Below are 6,525 nucleotides of genomic sequence, written 5' to 3'. Positions count from 1 at the left end.
CGCCCCCGAGCCAGGAGAGTCGAGCCGAGGCGGATGCCGGTCTCGGCCTTCAAGATGCCGTGAAGCGGGTGTGTGGTGCAACGGGGGCGAGCGCGAGCCGCGCAGGATCGCCCTGCCGCTACCGGATCCCGACGTGCCCGCCGCCTTCGACCTTCGAGACCGCTGCCGCCGCATCGGCTGGGCCGCCGGCCTGCCCGGCCTCGCGTTGATCTTTGCCGCCTCAGCCCTTTGGGTGACACCCCGGCTGGAGACGCGACTGGCCCGCGAGGCCGACGCCGTCGCGCGGGTGGTGGCGGAGCCCGGGGCCGAGCCCTGGCTGCGCGTCACGGCGGAGGGCCGCGACCTCGTCGTCACCGGCGAGGCCCCGGATGCCGCGACCCGCGACGCCGCCCATGACCGCCTGGCACGCCTCGACGGCGTGCGGCGCCTCGTCGGCCCGGTCGGCGTGGTCGAGCTGGCGGCGCCCTTCGTCTGGGTCGCGACGCGCACCCGGGACGGCGTCGACCTCACGGGATCCCGTCCGGCGGAGATCGGCACCGGCGCCCTCGCCGAGCGGTTGACGCCCGCCCTGGAGCCGGGCACGGCCCTGCGCGACCGCACCCGCGCCGCCCTCGGGGCGCCGCCGGACTTTTCCGCCGCCGCGACGTACGCCCTGGCCCGCCTGCGCGCGCTGGCACCCGGCGGCCGGGTGATGCTGGAGGATCTGCGCCTCTCCGTCGCCGGCGAGGCGGCCTCCGTCGCCGACGATGAAGCCCTGCGCGCCGCCCTCGCGGCGCCGCCCGTCGGCTACACCCTCGGCCGGGTCGAGATCGCCCCCGCCGCGGTGGCGGACTTTCGCTTCGTCGTGACCCGGCCGCCCGGCGGCGGCCTGGACCTCTCGGGCTACGTGGTCTCGGAGGCCGCGCGAAGCGCGATCCGGGAGCAGGCGGCCCAGATCTCCGAGACGGGCCGCATCGTGGACCGGACGCGCACCGCGCGGGGCTTGCCGCCCGAGATCGACGCGGCCGCGATGGCGCGATTCGCCCTGCAACTCGCCGGCCTGATGCAGGAGGGCAGCGTCACCGTGGCGGATTCCGCCGTCACCCTGAACGGCATCGCCCTCGACGCCCAGGCCATTCCGGAGATCGAGGCGCTGATCGGCGACGCGATTCCGGCGGGCCTGAAGCGCGGCGGGGTCACCCTCGGCACCCGGCCGCTCTCTCCCTACCGGGTCGGGCTCCGGCGCGAGGCGGACGCCGTGACCCTGACCGGGCACCTGCCGGATGCGGCCACGCGCGAGGCTCTTCTGGGAACCCTGCGGCCGCGCCTGTTCCGCGAACGGCTCGTGGACCGCACGCGCCTCGGCCAGGGCGCGCCGGACACCCTCGCCCGCGCCCTGACGGCCGTTGCCGCTCCCCTCGCCCTGCTGGCGCGCGGCGAAGTCCGGATCGCCGACCGCTCCGTGACCTTGAGCGGCGAGAGCCTCTACCCCCAGACCGCCCGGCGCATCCGGGAGGACCTTCCGGCCGCGCTGCCGGAGGGGTGGCGCGCCGAGATCGCCGTGACCGTCCCTGGGGAAACCCCGGCCCGGACGCCGGATTCCTGCGCCCAGGCCCTGGATGCCGGCCTGAAGGGACCGGGCCCGGTCTTCGCGCCCGGCAGTGCGACCTTGAAGCCCGCCTTCTACCCAAGCCTCGACGCCCTGGCCGGCCTCGCCCGGACCTGTCCGTCCCTGCGCCTGACGGTCACGGGCCATGCCGACCCCGCCGGAGCCGCGCCCGCGCCGAGACCGGCCGTCGACGCGGCGGTCGAGAGCACCGCATCCCTGGAGGCGGGTAAACCTTCCGCGCCCAGGCCTGCGGACGCCAAACCGGCGTCCAAGCCGCCGGTGAAAGCCGCCGCGAAGAAGGCCGAGCCCGCCAAACCCGAGACCGCCAAACCTGATGCGGCCAGACCTGATCCGGCCAAGCCGGAAGCCGCCAAAACCGAACCGGCACCCGACCTGCCGCAGCAGCGGGCGCTCGTCGTTGCCGAGTACCTGCTCCAGGCGGGCCTGCGCCCCGAACAGGTCGCGGTGGCACCGCTGGGCACCGCGCGCCCCGCCGACCAGGGCGTCGGCCTCGCGCCCGTCGCACGCCCCTGAGCTTGGCTCGCCGCCGGGAAACCGGCCCCCCCGCATCCGCGCCCCATCCCAGAACCGAGGCGAGACCCGTGATCCTCTTGGCGACCATGCTCTGGCCGGCCCTGGCCGCCAGCCTCCTGCTCGGGGCCGGCATCGGCTGGCTCGCGGGCCTGCCCCGCACGGGGCCAGCCCGCTGGGGAGCGCTCGCCCTCGTCCTGGGCGCCGGCCTCTGCGGTGGCCTCGCCGCCGCGGGCATCGTCCCGGGGCGTGCCGCAGCCTGGATCGAATGCGCGGCCCTGCTGCTCGCCGCCTACCTCGTCGGCGCCGTCCTCGCGGCCGGGGCCCTGCAGGGCAGGGGCACCCGCCCGTGAGGCCACGTTGCAATTCCGCCACAGGCGCGGACCGAAGCCGATTGGCCCGGACCGATCAGGGAGACTTTCGCGGCCTTCCGTCGTTGTCCCTTCTGGCTCCCCCGCAAATCGCCGACGGACGCGGTGATCGATTGATGTCATGACGGATAATCCAGCCCCGCCCGAGACCGTCGACCTGTCGTCCTGCGACCGTGAGCCGATCCATATCCTCGGCGCGGTCCAGCCCTTCGGCTTCCTCATCGCGGTCTCGTCGGACTGGATCGTGGTCCGGGCCTCCGAGAACGCGCCGCGCTGGCTCGGCCACGCGGCGGCCGACATTCTCGGCCTGCCCCTGTCCGACCTTCTGGACGCCGAAACCATCCACCTGATCCGCGGGCATCTCCAGTCCCTGCGCGGTCCCGACGCCATCGACCGGATCTTCGGCACGCCCCTGCTGCCCGGGGGCCCCCTCTTCGATATCGCCCTGCACGTCTCGGGCGGCAGCATCGTCATCGAGGCCGAACCCAGCGTCTCCGAGCACCTGAACGCCGGCAACCTCGTGCGCAGCATGGTGGGCCGGATCCAGCAGACACTCGGGTTCGACCTGTTCTGCCGCGCGGCCGTGCGCCAGATGCGGGCGCTCACCGGCTTCGACCGGGTGATGATCTACCGTTTCGATCCGGACGGCTCGGGCGTCGTCATCGCCGAATCCGCCCGCTCCAGCCTGGATCCGTATCTCGGCCTGCACTACCCGGCCTCCGACATCCCGAAGCAGGCGCGCGTGCTCTACGAGCGCAACTGGCTGCGCATCATCGCCGACGTGAACGCGCCGCCTGTCGCAGTCATTCCGCAACGCGATCCGGAGGGCCAGCCCCTCGATCTTTCGATGAGCACCCTGCGCACGGTCTCGCCGATCCACCTCGAATACCTGCGCAACATGGGGGTCGCCGCCTCCCTTTCGGTTTCGATCCTACGCAATGGCCGCCTCTGGGGGCTGTTCGCCTGCCATCACGCCGAACCGCGCCACATCTCCCTAGAGCGCCGCACCGGCGCCGAACTCTTCGGGCAGATGTTCTCGCTGATCCTGGAGAGCCGGGAGCGCGAGGCCGAGGCCGCCTACGAGGCGAGTTCGCGCACCCTGCACGATCGCCTGATGGGCGCACTCGCCTCGGGCGGCACCAGCCTCGAGAACATCACGAGCTTCCTCGACGACATCGCCGGCATCGTCACCTGCGACGGCATCGGCGTCTGGGTGAACGGCGAGGTCACCCTCCGGGGCGCGACCCCGACGGCCGAGGAATTCACCGGACTGGTGCGCTTCCTCAACCGGACGGCGACCAGCCGGGCTTTCGCCACCCATGCGATCGGTGACATCCACCCGCCCGCGGCGGACTACACCGAGCGGGCGGCCGGGCTGCTCGCGGTCCCGATCTCGCGGGCGCCTCGAGACTTCCTGGTGTTCTTCCGACGCGAGATCGCCCGGACCGTGACCTGGGCCGGGAATCCCAGCAAGCCCGCGACCCTCGGACCGAACGGCCTGCGCCTGACGCCGCGCAAGAGCTTCGAGGCCTGGACCGAGGTGGTGCGCGGCCAGTCCGCGCCCTGGAGCGCGGCGGAGTTGCGCATCGCCGAGGCCCTGCGGATCACGCTCCTCGAAGTCATCCTGCGGCTGACCGATTCCGCCGAGAAGGAGCGCAAGTCCTCCCAGGAGCGGCAGGAACTGCTCATCGCGGAGTTGAATCACCGCGTGCGCAACATCCTCAACCTCATCCGCGGCATCGTCGCCCAGAGCCGGTCGGGGGCGGACAGCGTCGAGGAATTCTCCGGGGTGGTCGGCGCGCGCATCCAGGCCTTGGCCCGCGCCCATGATCAGATCACCACCACGAACTGGGGCCCGGGGTCCCTGCGCGATCTCATCGCCCTCGAGATGGAGGCCTATCTCGGCGAGCGCGCCGAGCGGGTCGTCCTCGACGGCATCGACGTGCTGCTCGAGCCGCAGGCCTTCTCCACCCTCGCGCTCGTCATCCACGAGCTGACGACGAACTCGGCCAAGTACGGCGCGCTTTCGGAACCGGCCGGACGGGTCGACGTGGCGTGGCGGCGCGACCCGTCCGATTCGCTCGTCATCGACTGGAACGAGAGCGGCGGACCTGCGGTGATGCCTCCGACCCGGCGCGGCTTCGGCACCACGCTGATCGAGCGCTCGATCCCCTACGAGCTCAAGGGGGAGGCGGATATCCGCTACGAGCTCACGGGGGTGCGCGGCCGCTTCGTGGTGCCGGCGCGCTACGTCCGGGACGCCCCGACTGCGCCCGCGCCGGTTCCGCGCGAGAGCGTGCACAGTCTCGAAGCGGCGGCCCTCTCGGGAGCGGTCTTGCTGGTCGAGGACAACATGATCATCGCTCTCGAGGCCGAGGACATCCTCGCTACCCTGGGCGCCAGAGCGGTGGACATGGCCGCCTCGGTGCACGACGCCATGCGGCTGATCGAGGCGGCCACCCCGAGCTTCGCGCTCCTCGACGTGAACCTCGGCTCGGAGACCAGCCTGCCGGTGGCCCGACGCCTGTCGGCCCTCGGCGTTCCCTTCGCCTTCGCCACCGGCTACGGCGAAAGTTTCCGGATCCCGCCCGAGCTCGGGGCGGTGACGATGGTGAAGAAGCCCTACACGGCCGATACCCTGCGCCGGGCGCTGGCAGCAGGCGCCGTCGCGGCCTAACCCGCGGTCTGGACCGCCTCGAACAGCGCGAAGGCGCGCAGGGCACCGCGGGCCGCCGCGTCGTGATCCTGCACGGGGCGGGCGGACAACCAGGCGGCGAAACTCGCCCAGAGACGCTGTCCCTCGCCGTGCCGCAGGAAGCGCGCATGCGCGCGGACCAGCGGGTCCGGACTGGCGAGAACCTGCCGCAACAGCACCTGTCCGCCCAGGCGGGACCCCTCCAGGACGTAGAGAATACCGGGCGCCTCGGCCTCGGGGGTCCGAAGCGCCGCGGTCGACCTCGGGATTTCAACGCCGCCGATGCCGATCAGATCGGCGCGCAGGGCTTCCGCACGGCGACGAATGCCCCAGTCGGGCGGCAGGAAGGCGGGATCGACTCCATCGAGCCATTGCTCCAGGGGCACGAAGGCCGCTTCCATGACCCGGAGGAACGCCGCGTAATCCGCGCGCCGGGAGAGGTCCCACGCCGCGAACCCGGCATCGAGCCGCCGATGGGCCGCGTCCGTCGCATCGCGGAGGAGGAAGCGCAGATCGGCGGGCTTCTGCGCTCCGGGGGAGCCGGTGCGTGCCGCCGCGGTCTCTGATCCGGCGGGCGCCGCCATCGTCCTGTCCATGCCACGACCCGTCACATTCCCGAGGGCCGCGGCCCGATCTACGCTGCGTTCATAACCAATCTACGGACCGGGCAAAGGGCTTTACCGCCGCGCCTGCCCAGGCGGGGACGACGCTGCGATGTCCGGCCTCTCGACCATTCGGGCGCATCCCCCCTGCGGCGCTTCGTGGGCCGCGTTCTTCATCCGATTGTCTTTGCCCAGGATCGTCCATGTGGTTCTTCTACGGTCTCGCGCTCATGGCTGGCATCGCCAACGCCGTGCAATCGGGTGTGAACGCGACGCTCGCCAAGAACCTGGCGCAGCCCTTCGCCGCAGGCATCGTCATCTCCCTGGTGGGCGCGACGACCCTGCTGGCGATCGGCCTGATCCTCGGCCGCTTCGCGCCGCCGTCCCTGAGCGACATCCGGGCGGTGCCGCACTGGGCCTGGCTGGGCGGCATGATGGGCGCGCTCCTCATCCTCTCCCAGCTCTACGTGGCCCAGCGGATCGGGGCGGCGCCGTATCTCGGCCTGCTCGTCACCGCCGGGGTGGTCACCTCGATCCTCCTCGATCATTTCGGTTGGGTCGGCTTCGAACAGCACCCCGTGAGCCTGTGGCGCATCTGCGGGGGGCTCCTGATGATCGCCGGCATCGCCCTCGTGGCGATGTTCTGAGATGTCCGGGCCGGTGCGGCTTGTTTTCGGGGTCGGGAACGGCAAAGCCTCGCTCCGCGTCGACGCATCGATCCTTGCCTCTTCCCCCGCC

5 protein-coding genes are annotated in these 6,525 nt (G+C 72.3%); 4 read left to right on the top strand and 1 reads right to left on the bottom strand.

From position 1 onward, the window contains the following. Positions 1-133 precede the first annotated feature (133 nt). The 3 genes from K2X24_RS01960 (at position 134) to K2X24_RS01950 (ending at position 5,167) form a co-directional block, all read left to right on the top strand. Positions 134-2,122: a hypothetical protein gene (locus tag K2X24_RS01960; RefSeq protein WP_292494171.1), complete on the top strand. Its 1,989-nt coding sequence runs from the start codon at positions 134-136 to the stop codon at positions 2,120-2,122. A gap of 68 nt (positions 2,123-2,190) precedes the next feature. Further along, complete coding sequence (locus K2X24_RS01955) at positions 2,191-2,472, top strand: hypothetical protein (RefSeq protein ID WP_292494170.1); 282 nt, start codon at positions 2,191-2,193, stop codon at positions 2,470-2,472. A gap of 139 nt (positions 2,473-2,611) precedes the next feature. Then, positions 2,612-5,167 (top strand): HWE histidine kinase domain-containing protein, encoded by a 2,556-nt coding sequence (locus tag K2X24_RS01950; protein WP_292494169.1) that lies wholly within the window; start codon positions 2,612-2,614, stop codon positions 5,165-5,167. Here K2X24_RS01950 and K2X24_RS01945 read toward each other — a convergent pair. After that, positions 5,164-5,769, bottom strand: coding sequence for a biliverdin-producing heme oxygenase (locus K2X24_RS01945; RefSeq protein ID WP_292494168.1), 606 nt, complete (start codon positions 5,767-5,769; stop codon positions 5,164-5,166). The two genes, K2X24_RS01950 and K2X24_RS01945, sit on opposite strands and share 4 nt — an antisense overlap. A gap of 221 nt (positions 5,770-5,990) precedes the next feature. Here K2X24_RS01945 and K2X24_RS01940 point away from each other — a divergent pair, with 221 nt between their 5' ends. Continuing rightward, complete coding sequence (locus K2X24_RS01940) at positions 5,991-6,434, top strand: DMT family transporter (RefSeq protein WP_292494167.1); 444 nt, start codon at positions 5,991-5,993, stop codon at positions 6,432-6,434. Positions 6,435-6,525: the final 91 nt, after the last annotated feature.

This window comes from Methylobacterium sp. (genome assembly GCF_019750675.1).
Classification (GTDB): domain Bacteria; phylum Pseudomonadota; class Alphaproteobacteria; order Rhizobiales; family Beijerinckiaceae; genus Methylobacterium.
The sequence above is the reverse complement of the archived record's forward strand: the minus strand, read 5'-3'. Positions and strand labels throughout refer to the sequence as shown.

Coding starts and splice junctions, on each gene's coding strand:
- K2X24_RS01945 (WP_292494168.1), bottom strand. CDS start 5,769: ATGGCGGCGCCCGCCGGATCAGAGACCGCGGCGGCACGCACCGGCTCC.
- K2X24_RS01940 (WP_292494167.1), top strand. CDS start 5,991: ATGTGGTTCTTCTACGGTCTCGCGCTCATGGCTGGCATCGCCAACGCC.
- K2X24_RS01950 (WP_292494169.1), top strand. CDS start 2,612: ATGACGGATAATCCAGCCCCGCCCGAGACCGTCGACCTGTCGTCCTGC.